General features: G+C 59.9%; 12 protein-coding genes and 2 pseudogenes. All 14 read right to left on the bottom strand.

Going from position 1 to position 21,002, the window contains the following annotated elements; genetic code table 11:
- Window positions 1–110 precede the first annotated feature (110 nt).
- Window positions 111–1,247: pseudogene (locus G6N44_RS00745) on the bottom strand (IS3 family transposase).
- A 372-nt stretch (window positions 1,248–1,619) separates the two neighbouring features.
- Window positions 1,620–2,405 (bottom strand): TatD family hydrolase, encoded by a 786-nt coding sequence (locus G6N44_RS00740; protein WP_163660276.1) that lies wholly within the window; start codon window positions 2,403–2,405, stop codon window positions 1,620–1,622.
- On the bottom strand, window positions 2,402–3,694 hold the full coding sequence (locus G6N44_RS00735) for a hypothetical protein (protein WP_163660274.1): 1,293 nt from the start codon (window positions 3,692–3,694) through the stop codon (window positions 2,402–2,404). Before G6N44_RS00735 ends, G6N44_RS00740 begins: the two co-directional genes overlap by 4 nt.
- Complete coding sequence (locus G6N44_RS29335) at window positions 3,691–4,083, bottom strand: hypothetical protein (RefSeq protein ID WP_163660272.1); 393 nt, start codon at window positions 4,081–4,083, stop codon at window positions 3,691–3,693. The genes G6N44_RS00735 and G6N44_RS29335 overlap by 4 nt, the downstream gene beginning before the upstream one ends.
- A 457-nt stretch (window positions 4,084–4,540) precedes the next feature.
- Window positions 4,541–6,418, bottom strand: a complete 1,878-nt coding sequence (locus tag G6N44_RS00725) for a KAP family P-loop NTPase fold protein (protein WP_163660270.1) — start codon at window positions 6,416–6,418, stop codon at window positions 4,541–4,543.
- 69 nt (window positions 6,419–6,487) lie between these two features.
- Window positions 6,488–9,592 (bottom strand): type I restriction endonuclease subunit R, encoded by a 3,105-nt coding sequence (locus G6N44_RS00720; protein WP_163660268.1) that lies wholly within the window; start codon window positions 9,590–9,592, stop codon window positions 6,488–6,490.
- Window positions 9,589–10,686, bottom strand: a complete 1,098-nt coding sequence (locus tag G6N44_RS00715) for a restriction endonuclease subunit S (protein WP_163660266.1) — start codon at window positions 10,684–10,686, stop codon at window positions 9,589–9,591. Before G6N44_RS00715 ends, G6N44_RS00720 begins: the two co-directional genes overlap by 4 nt.
- Window positions 10,683–12,251 (bottom strand): type I restriction-modification system subunit M, encoded by a 1,569-nt coding sequence (locus G6N44_RS00710; RefSeq protein WP_163660264.1) that lies wholly within the window; start codon window positions 12,249–12,251, stop codon window positions 10,683–10,685. The genes G6N44_RS00715 and G6N44_RS00710 overlap by 4 nt, the downstream gene beginning before the upstream one ends.
- 905 nt (window positions 12,252–13,156) lie before the next feature.
- A pseudogene (locus G6N44_RS29330) lies at window positions 13,157–13,307 on the bottom strand (translation initiation factor IF-2 N-terminal domain-containing protein); the annotation flags it as partial.
- A 114-nt stretch (window positions 13,308–13,421) separates the two neighbouring features.
- On the bottom strand, window positions 13,422–14,840 hold the full coding sequence (locus G6N44_RS00700) for a hypothetical protein (RefSeq protein WP_163660262.1): 1,419 nt from the start codon (window positions 14,838–14,840) through the stop codon (window positions 13,422–13,424).
- Between the two features lie 653 nt (window positions 14,841–15,493).
- Window positions 15,494–16,656 (bottom strand): IS3 family transposase gene (locus G6N44_RS00695; RefSeq protein WP_163660260.1). Its coding sequence is split into 2 segments (ribosomal slippage): window positions 15,494–16,369 and window positions 16,372–16,656, totalling 1,161 coding nucleotides; the frame shifts between segments, so codons are not numbered across the junction.
- A gap of 69 nt (window positions 16,657–16,725) precedes the next feature.
- Window positions 16,726–19,023, bottom strand: coding sequence for an SGNH/GDSL hydrolase family protein (locus G6N44_RS00690; protein WP_163660257.1), 2,298 nt, complete (start codon window positions 19,021–19,023; stop codon window positions 16,726–16,728).
- A complete protein-coding gene (locus tag G6N44_RS00685; RefSeq protein WP_163660256.1) occupies window positions 19,023–19,262 on the bottom strand; it encodes a hypothetical protein in 240 nt (79 codons plus the stop codon). Before G6N44_RS00685 ends, G6N44_RS00690 begins: the two co-directional genes overlap by 1 nt.
- A gap of 378 nt (window positions 19,263–19,640) precedes the next feature.
- Window positions 19,641–20,798, bottom strand: a complete 1,158-nt coding sequence (locus tag G6N44_RS00680; RefSeq protein ID WP_163660254.1) for a hypothetical protein — start codon at window positions 20,796–20,798, stop codon at window positions 19,641–19,643.
- Window positions 20,799–21,002 lie beyond the last annotated feature (204 nt).

Here is a 21,002-nt window from a genome sequence, read left to right as displayed (position 1 = left end):
GCCGCCAGAACCACCGGTGCCGGTGCAAAAAGTAGACCGTCGCCTGTCCGCTGACCAGATTGCCGAAATCGTTCAGGCCTATGAGGGGGACCCATTCGGTGGTCCAGTCGCTATGCGGCTTGGGGTTGGTGGGTCGTGGTCCACTGTAGGGCGAACTCGGCTGGGCTGAGTCCGCGGTGGGCCGAATGCGGTCGGTTGGCGTTGTAGTCGATCCTCCAGTCTTCGATGATCACCCGGGCTTCGAGCAGTGAGTCGAAGCGCCAGGAGTTGAGCAGCTCGTCGCGCAGTCGGCCGTTGAACGACTCGATCCATGCGTTCTGCCAGGGTGATCCGGGGTCGATGAAAAGTGAGCCGGTGCCGTTGAACCGGCACCAGTCGTTGACCGCGTGGGCGACGAACTCGGGCCGTTGTCAAAGCGCACGTAGTGCGGCGCGCCATGTTGGTCGACCAGTTGGTCGAGGATGTCGACGACCCGGTCGGCGTTGATGGCGCGATCGACGTGGATCGCCAGGGCTTCGCGGGTGAACTCGTCGATGATGTTGAGCATTTTGATGGTGCGCCCGTCGGCGGTGGTGTCGAACTGAAAGTCCATCGCCCAGATCACGTTCGGCTGGATCGGGCACATCGCGCCGACCGCGGTCCCGATGCCGGTCAGACGTTTCTTCTTGCGGCGCTGCGGGACTCGCAGGCCCTCGTCGCGCCACAGTCGGCGGACGCGCTTGTTGTTGACGACCCAGCCCGCTTTTCGTGCGGCAATCGCCGCTCGTCGCCAGCCCCAGCGGGGCCGGTCGGTGGAGAATTTCCGCAGCCAGGCCCGCAGCTCGGCTTCCTCGTCGGTGATCGGTGGCGGCGTCAGTCGCATCGTGGAGCGGTGAATGCCGACCACCGTGCAGGCTCGACGCTCAGAGACCCCGAACCGCTCACGCAACGCCGTGACGGCGCTGCGCTTGCGATCCGGGGTCAGAAGTTTCCCGACGAGATCTCCTTGAGCATGTCGATGTCGAGGGCCTGATTGGCGACCAGCTTCTTGAGCCGGGCGTTCTCGGCCCGAGTTCCTTGAGCCGTTTGGCCTCGTTGGCTTTCATGCCGCCGTACTGGGCGACCCAGCGATGCCAGGTCGACTCGGTGACCTCCAGGTGCCGGCACACCTCGGCCAGCTCCTGCCCGGTCCCGAGGAGCTTGTTGCCCTCGGCGAGCTTGCGGATGATCTGATCCGGCGTGTGCCGCCGGCGCTTGTTCGATGCCATGTCGTCGTCGATTCTTCCTGCCCGAACACCGGGCATCAGAGTCGCACAACAACTGGACCACTACGAAGGGCTCACCTCACCTACAAGGATGGAACTGGGACACCGGAACTCCGCAGCCGTTACAACCTCAGCCAGGGCAGCGTCCTGAAGATACTTCATTCCCATGGGGTTACGATGCGCCGCCAGGGTATTACGGATGAGCAGATTGACGACGCCGTCCACCTATACGAGTTGGGTGAGTCGCTTGCGAAGATTGGCGCACACCTCGGCGCTGAAGCTGGCACTGTCCGCCGAGCGTTGCTGAACCGGGGCGTGCGGATGCGGGATACGCATGGACGGGAACGCTAACCGCTCCTATCTCGGTTTGCACGCTTAATCCGAACGCGCGCTGCGGGCTTGGCGAAGCATCGCTCGTACAACGGGCGGCATCAAATCGACCAGCTCGCATCTATCAACTTCACGTACAAGTGTGTCCCAGAAATGCCGCCGAACATCATCCACACCGATCCCGTAGCTCGCCGCCACTACCTGCTCGACGTCAAAGGTCCACCCCGGCTGACGTGGGCCATCACCCCTTCTGTTGCCGCTCGGGTGATCGGTCTCCGGCAGAAGGCGGTCCAGAGGTACGCCGGCTTTCAGTAGCCGTCCGACGTCCATGCTCCGATTGATCGAGAACAGACACCCAAGCTCTATTGCGCGTTGCGTGTCGGACACCGATCCGAGCCACCAATGGAGGATTGACCCACGCACGCCTGACTGCTCGATCAGATCGATCGTGCGGGTTGTCTCCCGCTTGCTGTGAATCGAGATGAGCCGGGGTCTGTTTGACACCTGCGCCAGGATCGACCCGAAGACCTCCACTTGCCGATCGATCGGGACAGCCGAACTGCCATCTAGGCCCACCTCGCTGACGTAGGGGGTGGCAGCTAGCGCGGAAGAGAAATAATCCTCGTCATATGCGGCCTGAGCAGTAGCAATTCCCGGATGACATCCGACACCCCACACGGTCACCGCGTCTGTACGGCTGCTGGCTTGTTGGTACTCGTCAAGTGAACGCGTTGCGACAAAGACAACAGCACCGAGTTGCTCAAGTGAACGTGGAGATACGCCAGGGTCTACGTGCGCGTGCAGGTCCAGTGGTGGTAGCGCCCGGCTCATGGCAGGAAGGCCCTCAGTTCCGCGATGCCGCGCTGACAGAGATCTAACGCCGCTTCCGGCGCATAGTCGCTCGGCAGTGACATCGTCATGACCATGCTCGGCTTCGGGTCCTCGGTCGCAAAGTCGCGCATGGCCTCGATGATCGACTTTTGAGCGACAAACTCCGCGAAGCGGTTCGCTGGGTCGTTACAGAGATATTCTGTCCGGTCCTCAATCTCTGCCGCGTGGAAGGACGCACGTCGCATGAGACAGCCGAAACAGACGCCACACTGGGCCCCGGCTGATGCGCCGCTGTAACGAGCATCTGTGTGCGAGCAGGAGTTGGTGGCACTCAGATAGTTTGACGCCTCCGTCTTCCCGATCCGCCGTGCAACCTCGGCGAACATCTCGCCTTTAGTCATCAACTCGAAGGGGTTGTGTATCGCGCCGTGCGCGCCCACCTTCGCAAGGATGCCCACGAGGTCACGCAGAAAGCGGGGATGCGTGGTGTGCGTCGAGAGTGCACCCCGCCGCTCCGCACCCAGCGGCGGGTTGAGCGAGGCAAAGCCGTTTTCGGGGATTAGTAGCGTCTGGCCCGACCGTTCCGCGGCAGCAAGACCCAGTGCCAGGAACAGGAGCGATCGGGATCGATTCGATGACTCGCTGGGAAAGCGAGAGCCATCTGGCCGCCTCGCACGGCGGTTCAGGTTGTTCTGGCGATGGACGATTGTTCGGCCTGGCACCAGTTGTTGGATGCGATTCACGAGGTCGGTTTGGAATGGCGAGACCGCGTTGGCACTGAAGTGGGACACCAGCTGGAGCGTTGAGCCCTTCGGCAGGTCCAATGCGGTGACGAGCGCCCCAGTGGCGGAATCAGCTCCGCCACTAAGCAAAACGGTTGTGGTAGGCGGTGGGTCGATCGGTAACTGCCCGTCGGACTCCTTGGACGGCGCCTGGGTGAAAGTGAAGGACCAACGATCGCCAGTCAGGAAGCCAACAACCTCAGCCAGCTCCTCAGCTTGCTCCTGCCAGATACTTGGGTTGCCGACTTCGACCGTCAGCGTGATGTCGCGAGCATTCCAGTCGGCACCGCGGGACGCACGCCGAACAGATCGGTCTGCTGAGAAGACGCCTAGAGCAAGTCTGACGAAGTCAACGTTCTCTGGGCGCACCGGACCGAAGGCTTCCAGGTGAGGATCGAGCGTGCCGGTGAAAGTTGAAGGGGCAGAGCGTGTCCAGAGAAATACCTCTTCAAAGCCGGGGGCGCCCGCGGCCGTCTCTTCGTCGATGGTGAGCAAGAAGTCCGTCACTTCTGGCCCCCAAAGATCTCACCGAGCTCGCGGATGCCGCCCTCGATGGCCGCAGCCATCTCGCGCTCTGATGCACCCGTGTTGGTAAGTGTTACCTGGCTGGCGTAGACCTCAGCTGCCTCACGGATTTCCAGCTCAGCTGCCCGACGCTTCTCCCTAGACCGTTCTTGGCGAATTCGGTCCCCGGCCTCAGTCAGCACCGTATCCGCGATGATCGTTTCGATGGACTTACGGACGATTTCCTCGGGGGTCGGTTGCTGGGCCTCGGGATGGTCGAGGATCCACGTCACGATATCGGCAACGATCTCGCGATTCTCTGCATCCTCGATCGTGCTGTCGGCGCGCGTCTCAAAGGCCGCCTCAACGATCTTGGTGCCGATGCTGACCACGTCGCCGAGAGCGAGAAGCGCATCGTAGTTCAGACCCGCGGTCTCCAGCGCGACACGATCACCCGACACATAGGCCCGGGCCAACGCTCCGGCACGACCAGCCGCTCGCGATGTGGCACCCAACGAGCGCTGTGCGCCGCCGCCGGATCTACCCGATCCACCAGTGCCACCACCCGCACGACCAGATCCGCCACCACCCCCAGGACCGTCGCCACCACGACCGCCGCCCGTCAAGATTCGAATTATCGGCCGCAGATCCATGCCCGTAGGTGGCAATCCTGCTTGTCCAGGTTGGCCGTCCGCCCCGGGCACTCCTGACGTACCGTCGCCACCATTGGGATCCGTCGCAGCATCCGCTGGCCTGGGTGATTGCGAAACTGGCGCATCATCAAGCCAGTCAGCGATTGAGTCGCGTAGGTCCTTCGCAGCTTTGCCGCCGCTCCCGCCGAACGCCCCGCTAGTTCCCACTGCTTCCGCTCCAACCGGATCGAACAGCCGTGATCGCTTGCTTCACCTGTTGAGAAGCGTTGGAGGCATCCCAGGTGGAAAGTACAGCCTCATACTCGGACGATTCTGGCTTCAGCAGCATGACGCTAGGAACTGTGACGTCCGCGGCGGGGAGCAACTTCAACGCGGTTATCACGACATCTTCGTTGCCTGGGTGAGTGCCCGCGAGGCGCAGCATGCCGGCGACCGAGTAGCGCTGGATGGTGGGTTGGTCCCGCGTCAGACTCCCGAGATGTGTAATGAGCGTCCTCGTATCGGCCACGTTGAGTGCCTTGAGGTTGTCATCGGTGACACCGTCGCGATCGACCTTGGTGGACGAGATCAGGGCGCTGGCGACGTCGCGTAGGCGCTCAGGCAGCCCTTCGTTGATCAGCTGCTTGCCCTCGAAAGATGCCGCCAGAACGAGGTAGCTTGATACGTCGGCATCACTGAGGCGCGGCGGCAGTTTCGCCCAACGCTGCAGGGTGTCGGAGAAGTCGGTATCGCCAGTTGGCTCTACGGGCGGGCTGTCATTCTCTTGGGCGGATTTGCCCTTCGCTGAACCCTGTTTGGGAACCTCGTTAGTGCTCTGCTCTTCCGTAGGGATGTCGGGCTCGTTGGCGAGTTTCTCAAGGGCCTGAAGCTTGTTGCGTAGCTGGTTCGTGGCGAGCCAGTCGAGCACGACCGCGAAATCGTCGGGAAGCAAACGCTCCAACATCATCAGCTTGGCGACGGCGTCCGATGAAAGCGTGATACCACGGCGTTGGGCCACGGATTGGCGAACGTTTAGATCATTGAGAAAGCGCTTGATCCGCCGCGGGTTACCACGAAATTTTTCGTAGAGCATCGGGGTTAGCCGAGAGGCTGTGGCGAGTTGGGAGGTCACATCGACGTCGCTCGGAATCTCCAGTTCGTCGAGTGAACCGCTCTGCAGACGAAGGCTGGCCGAGGAGTCAACCAGCTTGTTGAACACGTCCGGCTGAATGTCACGCTCTACAAGCAACAGGAATAGGTAGGCATTGGTATCGAACTGGCTCAGTGCGGGAAGGGGGACCGTCGTTTGCACAATCTTGTGGAGGTAGAGCCGAGCTGGTGATTCAACGCCGTTGGCGCCTTCATCGGAGGTGCCCAGTCGTTGCTGGATTGCGTCTGCAACCCGGTCCTCGTCGGCGGCGATAACGAAAGACATGCCCTCGGTGGACAGAAACAACCGAATCGCCTCCAGTGTCTCAACTACGGTCTCGGGCAGGCAGCGATCAAGGTCATCGACGAGGACAACTGTGCGGGAAATGTGCTTGAGCCCATCGGAAGCCAGCAGTGATGCGAAGTCCTCGCGAAACCCGGCCAAGCCCCGGTCTGGGGATTCGACATTGCCCGGGTCCTCCTTGATGAGACCGAGCAAGTCATCGATCGACGGCAACTGCAGCGCCACACCGGCCTTCGCGGCGATCTTGAATGCCTTGGACCAGTTCACCCGACCAACAAGCTTGCCGAGGATCTCTTTGGCTTTCTCGCCGGTCCCTGGCTTGATCTCGCCGCCAAGCGCATCAAGCACCTCCGCAATGAGGCTCTCCTTGGGGCCGACCGCCGGGTCATATCGCCACGGCTGGGTTGAGATCACAAGAATGTGGTTGTCCTCGGCATTCGCGTTTCGCGCCTCAAGCTGCGCGTTCACGAGTTCCAGAACACTGGTCTTACCGCTGCCCCATGAGCCCGACAGTCCGAGTGCTATCGGGTCGAGCTTGTCGTCAAGAACCGCGTCAACCACAGTTGCCGCAACAGCGTCGAATGACAGGAGGTCGCGAGCGGTGGGCTCGTCTGACCACAGCGGATAGCTGGTATCGGTCACAGCAGATCTCCCACCGTTCTGCCATCTGCATGCGCCCCAAGTTGCTGTGGCGCGGACGTCTCGTCGTAGTTAGTCATCAGCGAGCCCTCTGCCCGAGCCCAATCCAAAGAATCTCTCAAAGAACTCGGCGAGCCTTTCGAGTACCCGCTGCTTCTTCTCCCCGTGACCACCGCCAGCAGCGAAGCGCGAAACCGGCGGCAACACCTTGATGATGGCCGTGCCAGTCACCTGAATCGCGCCGTCATGGAAGGCCGTCTCGATAAATTCGCGGGTCTCGTCCGGTTTGAGGTTCTCCTCGGAAATGATCCGGTCGAGTTCGACTGTCTTACGAGCGGCCACGTATTCTCGCCACGCTTCATCGACCTCGCCTGTAGCGGAGATCGAGTCAACGAAATCTTCGATGAGGTCTTTCTTGTTGCGCAAGCTTGGGCTGGCATCGACGGCCCGGGTGATCTCAGCGCGAATCTCCTTGTCCTCGCCGTCACCCTTCGCCTGACGGTACTTCTGCACGAGCATCAGGATGTAATCGACATTGATCTCGACCTGTTTGATGAGCTCGATTTCGAAGACAACGTCATCGATAATTGACTCTTTGTCAGCATTCGCGTCACTGCGGAACTCGGCGTACAGGTCGAGGTAAACACTGCGGTAGTCCTGAGCCTGGCGATCGGTGAGGATCTGATTCCCCGCAAAGTCATCGAATGACATCAGGATGTTCTGCAAGCGCAGGATCTGACCAAACAGGGCGATGAACGCCTTCTGTGCGGCTTCGCCAACGATCTGCACTCCCAGGGGAAACTGTTGCAGCAGCTCGGAAACCTTATCGGCGTACTCGCCGTAGTACTCGACGTACGGCTTGAGGACCACGATGCCGCCCGCATCCTTGTTGCCGAACAGCGCGATGGCGTCGTTGGTCTCTTCCTCAAGATCTCGGAAGCTGACGATGTTGCCGTATGTCTTGACCGAGTTCAGGATTCGGTTAGTACGCGAGTACGCCTGAATGAGCCCATGGGATCGCAGGTTCTTGTCGACCCACAGTGTATTGAGCGTCGTGGCGTCGAAACCGGTGAGGAACATGTTGACCACGATGACGACGTCAATTTCGCGGTTCTTCAGGCGGAGTGACAGATCCTTGTAGTAGTTCTGAAACTTGTCGCTGGACGTGTCGAAGCTGGTGCCGTACAGGTCGTTGTAGTCCTGGATCGCGTCTTCGAGGAATTCGCGAGCGGACGAGTTGAGCTGCCCCGTCTCGAATTCTTCCTCATCGAGCGCCCCATCTTCAACGGCCTCGTTGGCGGCATACGAGTAGATCAACCCGACCTTGAGGCGCCTGTCTGGCGGTAGATCTTCCTGCTGGATGGCGAACTGGTTGTAGTAAATGCGCGCGGCCTCAATCGACGCGGTGGCGAACAGCGCATTGAAGCCGTGTACGCGACGCTCACCGAGCGAATAGTGTTGGCTCCGTTTGGTCTTTTGGTCGAAATGCTCCAGCGTGTACTCCACGACCTGACGCACTCGCTCGGGTGCCAGTAGTGCCTTCTCAGTGTCGATGGCCGACACCTGTTTGTCCGTGATGCCCGCTGGCATCTTGACGGTGTTGACGTAATCGATGCGGAAGGGCAGCACGTTCTTGTCGTTGATCGCGTCGACGATGGTGTACGTGTGCGCTGCTGTCGAATGCCGCTCAGCGCAGTTCCGCGGATCACCGTGCCAGTAGCAGCCGAACGCTTGGGGTGTCGTGCGAAGCTGCGGGTTGCCACCTGTGCCGGAGTTCACGGCGAAGATCGGTGTGCCAGTGAAGCCAAACAGGTTGTAGCGCTTGAACGCTTTCGTGATGGCCTGATGCATGTCACCGAACTGCGATCGATGACACTCATCGAAGATAATCACGACGTGGCCGCTGAAGATCGCATGGTTCTTGTTCGCCGGAGCGTTGATAAACGTCGCGAGCTTCTGGATCGTCGTGATGATGATGGTGGCGCTCGGGTTTTCGAGCTGCTTCTTCAGCACGCTCGTCGAGGTGTTGGAGTTCGCAGCGCCCTTCTCGAACCGGTCGTACTCGCGCATCGTTTGGTAGTCGAGATCCTTGCGGTCGACCACAAAAAGCACCTTGTCGACACTCTCGAGCTTTGATGCCAGCTGCGCGGTCTTGAACGAAGTCAGTGTCTTGCCCGAGCCGGTGGTGTGCCAGATGTAGCCACCGGCGGCCAGGGTGCCGAGTTGCTTGTAGTTGGTCGAGATGTCGATCTTCTGCAGGATGCGCTCAGTTGCGACGATCTGATACGGGCGCATCACCAACAGTAGTCGGTCGGCGGTGAGGACGCAGTACCTCGCGAGGATGTTGAGAAGTGTGTGCCGCGCGAAAAACGTTGTTGCAAAAGCCGTTAGGTCTTGAATCGGCCTATTGGCCGCATCAGCCCACCATGATGTGAACTCGAACGAGTTGCTAGTCTTCTTGGCCTTCGACGATCCAGCGGCTTCCTTGATGTGTTGGCGACGCGTCGTATTGCTGTAGTACTTCGTGTGCGTGCCGTTGCTTATGACGAACAGCTGCACGTAGTCGAACAGGCCAGAGCCGGCCCAAAAACTGTCCCGCTGGTAGCGGCTAATCTGGTTGAACGCCTCGCGGATCACGACACCACGCCGCTTCAACTCGATGTGCACCATCGGCAGGCCGTTGACGAGCACTGTCACGTCGTATCGGTTGGCGTACTTGGCGCCGCCCTCGCCCTGACCGACCTCGTACTGGTTGATGACCTGCAGCGTGTTGTTGTGGATGTTCGCTTTGTCGATCAACTTGATGTTCTTGGTCGAACCGTCATCGCGCGTCAGGATCTGAACGTAGTCTTCCTGGATACGGACAGTCTTTTCCTCGATACCTTCATTCGCACCGGCGATCTTCTCGTTGAACAACCGCTTCCACTCGGAGTCAGAAAACGTGATGCCGTTCAACGCTTCAAGATTGGCACGAAGGTTGGCGACGAGCTCCTTCTCGTTCGTGATCGATAGGTACTCATACTCCTGTGATCGCAGGATGTTGATGAACTCTCGTTCGAGGTCAGCCTCGGACTGGTACGAATCAGCTGCTTTGTCGTCAGGGACGAACTCAGCGACGACCGTGCTCTCAGCGGAGACGGCGATTGGGTCGTAACGGACCGCCTTGCCGTCGGTCATGCGACCAACTCCTCGAAGGTCAGCAGGCGGTCTCGGTAGTACTCGTACTGCTTACGACGGGCGTTGAGCTCGGCCACAATGCCGACCGCCGTGTCGTTCACTAGCAGATCAAACTTGTCGATGATGGAGACGATGCGGTCTTGCTCCTCAAGTGGCGGAACAGGGATCTCAATCGTGCCCATCGGCCCAGCCATCAGCTTAGGGTTGCCCATTCCTGCGCTGACATAGGCTTTCGCACGCTTTGCAAGTTGGTAGTAGATGTACCGCGTTGACACAATCGTCTGATCTACAACACGCAGTAGCCCGCAGACGTTGGTGATACTGAACTTCTCGTCCGTGTGGAAGAAAACTGAGCCCGCATTGGCCCCATCCGTCGTCCACGTAATTGACTCGAAGTCGTAATCGTAGGAATCGATGAAGCCAAAGATGCCGTGATTCTGCGTTTGAGACGAGTACACCGGATAAGGCCCTTCGTTATCCCGCAAATAGTCTCGCGAGATAACTCGGCCACGAGATATCTTACAGAGTTCCCGCATCGGGACCAGCGGCACATCGCTACCGAACGTCAAGAGAGTACTGGAGTAGTGAGCATGCTGACGTCGCCGAGCCTCTAGCTCCGCCTCTAGCTCCGCCTCCAGACGCTGGAACGTGTCAAGCACACGGACAATTTCCTGCTGCACTTCGATAGGCGGTAGGGGTATCGGCAAAGGGTTCAACATGGTTTGGGTGAGGCTTGGAACCCCGCCAGCCTGGTTCATTTCGTCGAGGTGTTGCGTAAGAAGGTAGTAGTAGAGGAATTTCGGTACTACTTGCTCACCGATCTCCGTATAGAAGATCGTATCGACCGTCCAGAAGGGAACGTCCACGTAGTAGAGCTTGTCTAAAGACCCCTTGCGCGGAATCAACACTGACGGCTCGGCATACGCGGCCGTGTCGACGTACGTCATGACGCCGCCTGTCCCATAGACCGGTACATCACCCACGCCAAGGGACTTATAGTCGCGCCCGTTGCGAATGCGTACGACGTCGCCCAATCGAACGAACTCAACCCCATTCGGACAACGTTTGGCGATCAAATCGTCAATCCGGCTCACGACGCGCCCTCGAGTTCAGCGACAATCACGTCGATCTCCTCGCGTAGTTTCGATTGTCGCAAAACGATTTCCGCAATCTCTGCATTCAGCGCGGTGATGTCGATCACCTCCGACGTGTCCCTGGCCTCAACGTACGACGACACCGATAAGTTGTAGCCATTGACCTTGATGTCTTTGTAAGCAACGACTTTGGCGAAGTGATCGATGCCTTCGCGACTCGCGTAGGCATCCAAAATCTTCTTCTGACTGGCAGCGATCAGCTTGTTCTTCTTGCCAAGTCGTTGGAACTCTGCCGAGGCATCAATGAACAGGACGTCTGTCGCCTTCTTCGACTTTTTCAGCACCAAGATGCACGTCGCGATGGTTGTGCCGAAGAAGAGGTCAGGCGGAAGCTGAATCACAGCATCCACGTAGTTGTTGTCGACGAGGTACTGGCGAATTTTCTGCTCCGCACCGCCGCGGTAAAGGGCACCAGGGAACTGAACGACCGCAGCTGTGCCGTTCACAGCCAGCCATGACAGCATGTGCATCGTAAAGGCGAGGTCGGCCTTCGACTTTGGCGCAAGCACACCAGCGGGCGCGAATCGCGGGTCGTTGATCAACAGCGGGTCGCCGTCGCCCGCCCATCTGATCGAGTACGGCGGATTAGAGACGATCGCTTCGAACGGCTCATCATCCCAGTGCAGCGGATCAGTGAGGGTGTCGCCATGCACGATGTCAAACTTTTCAAAGTTGATGTCGTGCAGGAACATGTTGATGCGCGCGAGATTGTAGGTGGTCAGGTTGATCTCCTGACCGAAAAAGCCTTGGCGGACATTGTCTTTGCCAAGCACCTTCGCGAACTTCAACAGCAGCGAACCCGATCCGCAGGCGGGGTCGTACACCTTGTTAACCGACTTCTTGCCAACCACCGTGATTCGCGCCAGTAGTTCCGAAACCTCTTGGGGTGTGAAGAACTCGCCACCGGACTTGCCAGCGCTCGACGCATACATCGTCATGAGGTACTCGTAGGCATCACCGAACGAGTCGATCGCGTGGTCGTTAAACTCGCCCAGATTCAGGTCACCGATGGCGTCGAGCAGCTTCACGAGTTTCTCGTTGCGCTTGGCGACCGTATTCCCTAGCTTGGCGCTGTTGACGTCCAGATCATCGAACAGACCCTTTAGGTCGTCTTCACTGTCCGTCCCAACGGCCGAACCTTCGATGTTCTTGAAGACCTTCTGGAGCGTCTCGTTCAGGTTTTCGTCTTTGGCGGCCCGCTTGCGGACGTTGACGAACAGCTCGCTCGGGAGGATGTAGAAGCCCTTCTCCTTGACCGTCTCCTCGCGGCCGAACTCTGCGTCTGGGTTACCAAGGGCTGCGTAGTCGAAGTTAGTTTGACCGGCTGCGCGTTCCTGCTCGTTCAGGTACGCAGTGAGGTTCTCGGAGATGAACCGATAGAACAGCATGCCGAGCACGTATGTCTTGAAGTCCCAGCCGTCGACGGCGCCACGCAGATCGTTCGCGATTCGCCAAATCGTCTTGTGGAGTTCAGCGCGCTGAGCCTCCTTCGTTACAGGAGCCATTACCACGCCACCACCCTCGTACGCAGGTTGATAAGGCGGACGGTCGTCAGCTCGGTCATGTGTGCGTGAATCTCCTTCGGTGTAGCACCGTTTATTGACAATTGTTTTCAATTATATCATCTGCGTAGGTATTGTTGCAGGTCAGAGGCACTTTTGGCGCCCAGCGGAGCATGCGCATCCAGCCTAGGTGACCGGTGCGACAACGCTGCGCTGTTTGTGTCTCTCGGCGCGGCGAGAATCTCCACCGACGTTGCCGAACGCTCTAAGCGTTGTTGTCGTTCGTGGGTCCGCGCCGACCACGAAGGCGCGCGCATGCTTGACAACCTCGCGATTGTCCAGCTCGCGATTGTCCAGACGGAGCTACGCCGGCTTCGCGATCACTAGTCAGTCAGTGCCAGTGGCCGACTGCGAACGGCGATACTCCTTTACCTGGCTCACGGCGTCCCTGACTCCCAGGGCGCCCCGGATGACTCGCCGAATGATCGTGTCGCGGGTGGCATCGATCCGCCCGAAACCGAGACGCAGATTGGCGTCAGCGGGCGTGAGACCCGCCGCGCATAGTTTCACCGCAACATCCGGATGCTGACCACCGCTGACTCTGATCCATTCGGCCATGTCGTCCAGCCAGGTTTCCAGCCACCGCCGTAACAGCCGCTCTACACGGTCCCGATCCTCGGGCGTGTAGCCGCCGTGCCTGGTGCGCGTCGGGTCGATGACGCAGCGGTAGAGCGCTGCCTCGATCTCGCCCGGCTTGTGGTCGCTCGGAGCCGTGCGACGACTCCGCCGCCGAGCCCGTTCGACTGCGGCCGCGAAGTCGTTGTCATCGCGCAGCGCGGAGCGGTTGGACCCAGCCGAGGCTCCGTAGTCGCGAGCTGTAATGGGCCGGGGTGGTCGGGCGGCGTAGTGCTCGCGCACCCGTCGAGCGAGCGGTGCCTCGACCGTGCTGCTCGCAGATTTCACGAACTCGCCCCAGCCGCTCAGGAGGGCGAGTATGTCTTTCGCCGTGACGCCGAATTCGGCCGCCAACTCGTGAACGCGAGCCTTGCCTTGTGCCATGAGGGCCGCCGCATCTGTCGTCGTGAGAACGAGCACCTCGAATAAGCGTGACACGTCGCACCGACAAATTCGGTGACGCACCGCGCTCAGATCGACGGGTAGGGCAGGTGCACCTCACCAACGCTGGCCGAAGCCGAGGCGCTGGCGGAAGTCCCGAAGGTCGTTGTAGTCCGGTGGCTTGACGTTCGGTTGACGGATCGGCTTCGTGAGCGGGTCACACTTGCCGCTGTACTCCTCGCACCATTGCATCCACTCGGTGGCTACTGCTCGTTGCTCCTCGTCGGTGATGTGCCCAATGCACTCGGCCATGTCAGCGAGGTAGTGGCGCAGCCGGCCTGCCAACTCCCAGTCCCTCATGTCTGCAATCAGCCGCTCCCCCAGCGCATGCTGCACGTAGGCCTCGCGGGCGAGTTCATCCTCGCGTTCTTGCCGGTTGCGCTTCTCGATCTCTGCCAGTCGTTCGGCTTCGGTGCGTTCGGTGTGAATCAGCGCCCAGCGCTCGAACAAGGTCATGACATCCGGCAGCCTCGACTCCAGCGGGATCGTCTTGGTGTCCGCCCACGACACCTCCGAGGAATACCGGCTATCGGTGTTCAGCGTGATCGACAGCCGCTTGGACCGTACGTAGTCGTGGGTAGGAATCCGGTACCACGACTCCCGCTTGGCCCGTTCCAGTTCCTTCACCGTCGCCTCGTGCGGCACCTTGTCCTGTAGTTGCGTGATTCCGATCCCGCACTTGACCGGCGTCACGCCGACGATCACACAGCCGGGTAGATGGTCATGATCGTGGTGGCCGTAGCCGCGTGGCTCCCGTTTCGGCGCTTCATTCACGGTGTAGCCGCGCGCTTCTGCCTCACGGGCCAGAGCGTGCAGCAATCGCAGGGCACGCTGACGCTGTGGTGATTCGATCGAACTGAGCCGGTTCTCGCTTCGCAGCGCCGCCACCGCGGGATGCCAGCGCCCGATGCGGTCAGCGGCCACGACCTCGGCTGGCGGCTGGGTCTTCCACTCCGCTACCGACGACAGTCGAAACACCTTCTGGTAGTAGCTGGCGCCATCCAACAAAATCACTTGCTGGCCGTCCGGAGCCATCTGCCGCCTGTTGATGATCGCGACCAGATTGCCGTAGTTGGTGTCATCGCCCTTGGTATTCAGTTCGAGCACGCCACCCGCGTCGATGATGTCCTGCAGCAACTTTCGGGTCGGCGTGGGCTCGTCGGGACCCGGACGGGTGAGCGACCGCTGAGGATTTCCTTGCTCCGAATGTGCCAACCGAATGGCGCGGCTATACGACCGACGCTTGTTCGGAAAATGATCCCTCGGGTAGTCGCCGTGCTTCAGGTAGTAGGTACCAGCTGGTTCGATCGTCGCTTTCCATCCGCCTCTCTTGCTGACCGTGACCAGGCGCCGGTTCTGCAAAGCCGCCGCAGTTGCTTTGTAGGACGTGTTAGTCCACCGGCCGTCGGGGCAGCCTTCGCCGATCCAACTGAGCACGTCGAGCTGGCGCGTGTTGAGCGGGGTATCAAGTGCCACAGCACTATTGGCTCACAATCGCCTGATGCCTGCATCCCGGCGGACTGATTAGATCCCTCGACCACGAGCAATAAAGACACCGCATTTGCCGCATACAGGGCACGCGTAGTCGGTGAAGTCGAGCAGACCGGGAGCGACCATCCACAAGACCTCGTCACAGAGGAGCAGCGTGCAGCCGCATGTCAGAATGCATCGCCAGTTCGCCCGATGGGCGACAATTGCACATGCCTTGGTGATGGCGTCACATTCCACGATTGGCGTGAAATCGAGGGCTAACAAGACAGGGTCGTGCCACCAATCCGGGTCAGGGTGGTTGTCAGTCATCGCGCAATCTCGACCTTCCGAACTGCGCCGATAGGGGAAACCGCGATGCGGCAGATGTCTGATCGTACGGATCATCGGACGGCAGGGCAAGGCACTTGGCAACGGGGAGATTCCGCAGGCCATCTATGAAACATATTGCAGTACTTCGTCTTTCAAATCTGGTCACACCTTGCCGCTCTACGATGCAGTCAAAGAGTCGACAAGGAACTGTGTTTCGCGGGGTGGTAGCGATCTGCTACAGCATTACGTCTGGCAGGCTCGGCGATGGAACTCATTTATCCTGTTGCCGCGAAGTAAGGGTCTGCTGCACGATCAGGTGACAGTTTCGGTCACGCGGCCTGACTGGCCGGTGTGGTCATGATTGCTTCGTATTCGATCGGGGTCAACCGCCCGAGGCCGGTCTGTCGTCGGCGACGATGGTAGGTCCGCTCGATCCAGGTGACGATCGCGATCCGCAGTTCCTCGCGCGTAGCCCAATAGCGACGGTCCAAGACGTTCTTCTGCAGCAGGCTGAAGAAACTCTCCATGGCCGCATTGTCGCCGGCCGCTCCGACACGGCCCATCGACCCAACCATATCGTAGCGGCCCAGAGTACGGACGAATCTTCTTGACCTGAACTGAGATCCACGATCGGAATGCAGAATGCAGCCGGCCACCTCGCCACGGCGTGCCACCGCACTACTGAGCGCGGCGGTGGCCAATCTGGACTTCATCCGCGAGTCGATGCTGTAGCCCACGATCCGGTTGGAGAACACGTCCTTGACCGCACACAGGTAGAGCTTCCCCTCGCCGGTGCGATGTTCAGTGATATCGGTGAGCCACAGCTGATTTGGTGCATCAGCAGTGAAGTCCCGCTCGACAAGGTCGTCATGCACCGGTGGCCCGACCTTGCCGTTCTTACCGCGTTTCTTACCGAACACACTCCACCACCGGTTCTGGGTGCAGATTCGCCAACCAGTGCGCTGCGCCATCGGCTCGCCGGCATCGGATGCCTCTTCGACCAGGTAGCGGTATCCGAACTCCGGGTCATCGCGATGAGCGTCGAACAGGGCGTTGGCGCGGTAGGCCTCGACGATCTCGGCATCGGTCACCGGTTTGGCCAGCCAGCGGTAATAGGGCTGGCGGGTGAGCTTGAGTACCCGGCACGTCACCGCGACGGGGATCCCGTCGGCGGCGAGCTCAGCTACGAGCGGGTAGAGCCTTTTCCCGGCAGATTGGCCTGCGACAGATAGGCCGCAGCCCGGCGCAGGACCTCGTTCTCCTGCTCGAGGAGCTTGATCCGACGCCGCGCATCCCGCAGCTCACCGGACTCGCCGGTACTTCTGCCGGGTTTGGCGCCCTCGTCGATATCGGCTTGGCGTAGCCATTTGTGCAGCGTCATCGGGTGGACCCCGAAATCGGTGGCGATCGCCTCGATCGTCACACCGTCGTCGCGGTTGCGAGCGACCCGGACGACATCGTCACGGAACTCGCGAGGGTAGGGCTTGGGCACAGGAACATCCTTCCAGCCCACCCGCCACGGGCAAGCCAACTCAGATGTCACCTGATCGTGCAGCAGACCCTAACGCCAGTTGGCGGTGGCAGTCGGGAGATCGATCTGCGCTATGAACAACACAGCCGATCCGGCGGCCACGGTAGTGATTGTGTTTCCACCGGATGACTGCACGGTCACAGTGCCGGTGGAGTTGTTGATGATGCGGTAGTCCATTCCGGCAGTGACTCCCCCATTTGGAAGTCTCACCGTATGAACGGCGGTTCCGGTGATCTCCTGCACTTGCGTTGAGTCACTATTCATCGTCAACGTGCCCGCCGATGACGCGGTGGACGTCTTGGTCGGCACGAACGCGTCGGCCAACAGGTTCGCCGACGCATTGCGTAATGCGATTGATCCCCCCACTGGGGTATCCCGATAGGTGTAGCCGTTGCCCGAACCGATTGCACTGTTCCAGTGGCTGTAGGTGGTCGGTGTGGCTTGCAGCGCTGTCACTTCGAGACTCTGCCCAATAGGAATCAGGCCGATCGAGGTGGCATCCGATGCTTGGACGATGAGCGTTGCGGCATTGGAGTTGATGATTCGGAAGTGCCGGGCCTTCTCCACGCTCGTTGTGGGCAGCACCACGGTCTGATTGCCTGATCCTCCAGCGAAAATTTGCACCTCGGCGTCGTTGGCAGTCAGGGTTGTCGTGGTCCCGGAAGGGGTCGTCGTCGCCGAGCCGGGGATAAAAGCATCGGCTGACAGGTTTCCGTTAGCGTCTCGGGCCGCGATCACCGACGGGATAGCCACCGCTGATGCGGCACTAACCTTGTCGATGGTGCCGTCGATGCTCGACCCACCGACCGATGAGCTGATCAGGCTGCCAGGCAGGATGTCGCGCACGAAGTCCGCCATCCGGCGATGTCCCTCGAGGGCGGGGTGAACGGTGCCGGACGGCCACATTCCCATGGCCTCACCAGATGTTCGATCCCCGAACAGTGCGTTCTGATCCGCATAGGCGACGTACTGATTGGAGTCGGAGATCGACTGCAGTACAGCGCGGTACTGCGACCCTTTAATGGCATAGGCGGTTTCCTCATTGGTAACCATCGGGTCGCCGAGCAGGAGCACGCAGGCCGCGCCGTGTCCGGTGGTAGCACGGGTGATGATGCTGTTGACCGCAGTTTGAAAGTCGGACAGCGAAGGCTGCTGATAGACCTCGTTTGCGGTGAATTGAATGACCACCAAGTCGGAGTATCCGGCGGTGACGGCGGCGTCGATGTTGCGTTGCTGCTGCACCGTGGTGAATCCGTAAGCAGCACCGGACACGTCGGACGCTCTCGCTCCGGGGCAAGCGATCCGGTTGACGATGATCCCCGATGATCGGCGTGTGACGACACCGGCCACAAAGCATCCGCTGACGCCGGTGCCGACGAGGGTGATCTTGTGTGCAGCGTCCGACAGGCCGGTGATTGGGATGACGTCGAGGTTGCCGGTCGCGATCGTGCCACCGGCGTACACCTCGACGTTGTCAATGAGCACCTTTGGCCTGTAACCGGCAGTGCCCGAGGCGGTGCCCCAACACAGCACGTCGAGGGCAGTGAATCTGCCGGCCTTCGACGCAGGGATGTCGATACTCGCCGACGTAGAAGGCAGACCGATCCCGCCGCCGTTCTGTCCGCCGACTGTCAAGCTTCCGAATGGGCCTACCGACTGAATCGTGCCTGCACTGTTCTGCGGGTTCTCGGCGTAGCCGAACAATCCGGACAGGCCGATGAAGTTCTCGCATGGCAACTGGCCCGCCCTGGCCGCCAACAGTTTCCGCAGTAACACCGGCCACGCGTACTGTCGATACGGCTCGTAGTATCCGTTAGTGGTGGACCCGCTGCCGTCCGCGCCGACGCCGTAGGTTATCGAGTTGCCCAGCACTGTTATCACCGGATTGGCTTTCGTCGCCAAAGCTGTCTCGAACCGGGCCAAGTTCTTCCGGTTCCGCACCAGCGGTCGCGACCGGGCAGGACTGACCGTCGCCAAAGTCTGAGGGTCGATCGCATCGATGGCGGATCGCGCCGCGACTCCGTCCGATCCCGCCGCGACAACAGCAGGCTTGCCGCTGAGCGTGCTCCATGTCGGTGCAGCCTGGTTCAGTTTGGTCGTTACACCGCCGTCCAGCAGTGCTTCGGTAATCGATCCATTGGCAATGCTCGCAGCATTAACCGCGTCGTCGGCAATCGCCGTGTTCGTAATGCTATTTGGGGCAAGGACATTCGCGGTCACCGCGTTGTCCTTCAACGCGCCGTCAGTCTTGTGCGCCTGAGACAGGTACTCGTTGAGGATGTCGCCCCATGTGCCGCTGTCTTGGCCAGGAATCGGGAGCCGGGCCATCAGGCAGCCCTCCGCGCCGGCTGTTCACCGCCTTGCTTGCTACCGCCGTAGGCGCTATCACCATAGCCAGCCTGTCGTGACGTTCGATCAGAACCATTGCCCAACAGACCCATTCGGATCAGCACACCGCCACCCACCAGCGCAACGGCGCCAACCGCCATGTGCTTGATGAAGTCCTGCCTATCCATCTGTTTGTCGAGAATGCGTTTCAATTGATCTCGTATTTCCACACTATTCATTCGCAATGAACTGCTACCCAAATTACATTAATTTGTTTTAATAATAATGCGTTTATGTTAATTTATCAATAGCGTAAATTGGAAAATCAAATGGCGACATATAACTGCATAAACGACACAAGCAACACATACGGCTCCGGTGGGTACGGCACCTGCACCGGTCAGTCCGTTGGCGCGCCGAATACTGGCCTATTTCAACATGCGATCAGCAGCGGGAGCATCGCGATGCTCGGACCGCTCGCAGCCGCGGTCATTCTCGCAGGCGTGGCGGCACTTATCGGCAAACGACGGATGACACGACGGCGATAGTCCCTCCATCGGCGTATCGACGACTCGCGACAGACGCCGCGTCACAATCGGTTCATCGAGCGAGCCGAGCTAATCGTCAGAATCCCAACTGTCCCCGGTCTTCTTGGGGCGGTTGGGGTTTCGCGTTTCTGGAGGCCTTCTTGGCGGCGGCCACGGTTCGGGAGCCGGGAGTTGCCAGAGCAACTTATCCCAGACATTCGCGGTCTCAAGCTCGACGAGCAGGGTGGCGAGGAAGTTCATCGCGCTGAGTCGCGCCAGGTCGAAGCGCAGCGTTGGCTCGCCACCCTCGAAGAACCAGCCACCTTCGGCGAGCGCTTCCAGTTCAGCTCGGTCGGTGCGTGACCATAGGTCTCCAAACTCCGGCCTGCTCGTTCGGCCTATGGGAGTGCGGCCACCGCCGCGGAGCAACGCCACTAAGACACTGTCGAACGCGGCCGCAAGCATCTCGTTCCCCGGAAACCAGAACTGCCGCCCCACATAATGCCGTGGGATCTCCTTGATGATGTGAAATGCATCCTCCGGCAAGCCTTTACCTGTTTGTCTCAGGTCACCGTAATACTCTGACCGAATCGCGACGAGAATGACTCGGTCAAGCTTTCCTAGCGGATCCAGACCGCGTAACTGCTCGATGGACGACAGTCCCGGTAGCGCCCTCAGGACGTCCTCGGCCAACACATCCTGGTTGACGGGCAGCATCGACACCCGCGCGTCCAGCAGCACTCGGATGACCTTGACACGATGGTCAAACGGGAGCTTCGCGATGACTGCGGCAGTGTCGTCATTCGCACTACAGAAAGATTTTTCTTGCTGCTGAATCTTGAAGGCGAAATCCCAGTAGACGTCCTTTTCCCAAGATTCATAGGTTGTCTTTGAATAATAGCCGAGCGTGTCCATGACTGTCTGCTGCCGCTGGGTGAGATTCGTCCGCGTCCCACCGAAATTGAGCGTGGTGTCTAAGAGGATGAATTGCACGCTCTCCGGGCCGTAAGAGCGCACCGCACACTCAAGCGCCCTCTTGGTGGCCATCGGCAGTGTTTCAGGTTGCGACCCGGATCGACGGAACTCGTCGATGCTGATGCTCAGCCGCGCGAGATTCAGGCCGTGGCTGATAATTCGGCGGATAGACACGCCTTCCTGCTGTCGCACTTGCTTGAGATCCCTCTGAACGGTTTCGAATGACGGCTGGCGGGTCGAAGACTCTCCTTCGTCCGCAACTTCGATCGTCAACCGCTTCCCCTTACCTCAATCGACCTTCTCAAGCACCCCAGCGCGCACCCCAGTTTAGGGCCGTGAGGCGGGCGAGATTGGTATTTGCGCTGGGTATCGCCGTATCTGCTCATCAGGAATCGTTGGTGTCGTAGTTAGCCAACCTCAAAGAACGAGAGCAGAACAGGAGAAAGCAGATGGCGCCCAACACGAATGAATCACCGG

It is taken from the genome of Mycolicibacterium alvei, assembly GCF_010727325.1.
In the GTDB taxonomy this organism is placed as follows: domain Bacteria; phylum Actinomycetota; class Actinomycetes; order Mycobacteriales; family Mycobacteriaceae; genus Mycobacterium; species Mycobacterium alvei.
The sequence above is the reverse complement of the archived record's forward strand: the minus strand, read 5'-3'. Positions and strand labels throughout refer to the sequence as shown.

Excerpts from the sequence above, each read along its gene's own strand:
- G6N44_RS00690 (WP_163660257.1), bottom strand. The coding sequence starts at position 19,023 with ATGGCCCGGCTCCCGATTCCTGGCCAAGACAGCGGCACATGGGGCGAC.
- G6N44_RS00710 (WP_163660264.1), bottom strand. The coding sequence starts at position 12,251 with ATGGCTCCTGTAACGAAGGAGGCTCAGCGCGCTGAACTCCACAAGACG.
- G6N44_RS00740 (WP_163660276.1), bottom strand. The coding sequence starts at position 2,405 with ATGAGCCGGGCGCTACCACCACTGGACCTGCACGCGCACGTAGACCCT.
- G6N44_RS00720 (WP_163660268.1), bottom strand. The coding sequence starts at position 9,592 with ATGACCGACGGCAAGGCGGTCCGTTACGACCCAATCGCCGTCTCCGCT.
- G6N44_RS00685 (WP_163660256.1), bottom strand. The coding sequence starts at position 19,262 with ATGAATAGTGTGGAAATACGAGATCAATTGAAACGCATTCTCGACAAA.